Source organism: Enterobacter sp. EC_50 (genome assembly GCF_019584525.1).
Classification (GTDB): Bacteria; Pseudomonadota; Gammaproteobacteria; order Enterobacterales; family Enterobacteriaceae; genus Enterobacter; species Enterobacter roggenkampii.
Map to the genome: position 1 here is coordinate 1 of NZ_VDAF01000086.1, position 451 is coordinate 451.

At 49.7% G+C, this 451-nt stretch carries 1 protein-coding gene; it reads right to left on the minus strand.

What is annotated here, in order from left to right:
- Positions 1-6: 6 nt before the first annotated feature.
- Positions 7-451, minus strand: a 445-nt coding sequence (locus FHC48_RS23085; protein WP_220420640.1) for a DUF4942 domain-containing protein, incomplete at its 5' end; no start/stop codon positions are given.

The window sequence follows — 451 nt, forward strand, 5'->3', positions numbered from 1 at the left end:
GTTTAATCAGACTCGTGGCGGCAATGCACCTGGATAATGCCGTGCAATAATATCATTCAGTTTTTCAACAAGGTCAGAACGCTTAAAGACAATGTGTACGGTCCCTTTCTGGTAGCCACGCACCGTAAAATATTCCCCTTCTAACAGCTTACCGACATTGTCGCCGTTCCCGAGAAATTCACCATACTGCGCCCCGATGCTGTTCCTGAAGTCAGGAACGTTGCGCCCCTCCAGCAGATAAAACGGACGTACCAGGTCATCCAGTGCCTCCCGTCCGCTGCAGTCCAGCGTCACACGCCCGTTACTCCAGCGGTACAGCAGGTTTTCAATAATGATTTTCTTACCCAGACGGCAGGGATTATTGGTTCTGTAATCCCATGACAATTTCCGGTAGACATCAATCAGCCCCTGTTCAAACGTCTGCATCTTGCTGGCATTAAGATGGCGGAAT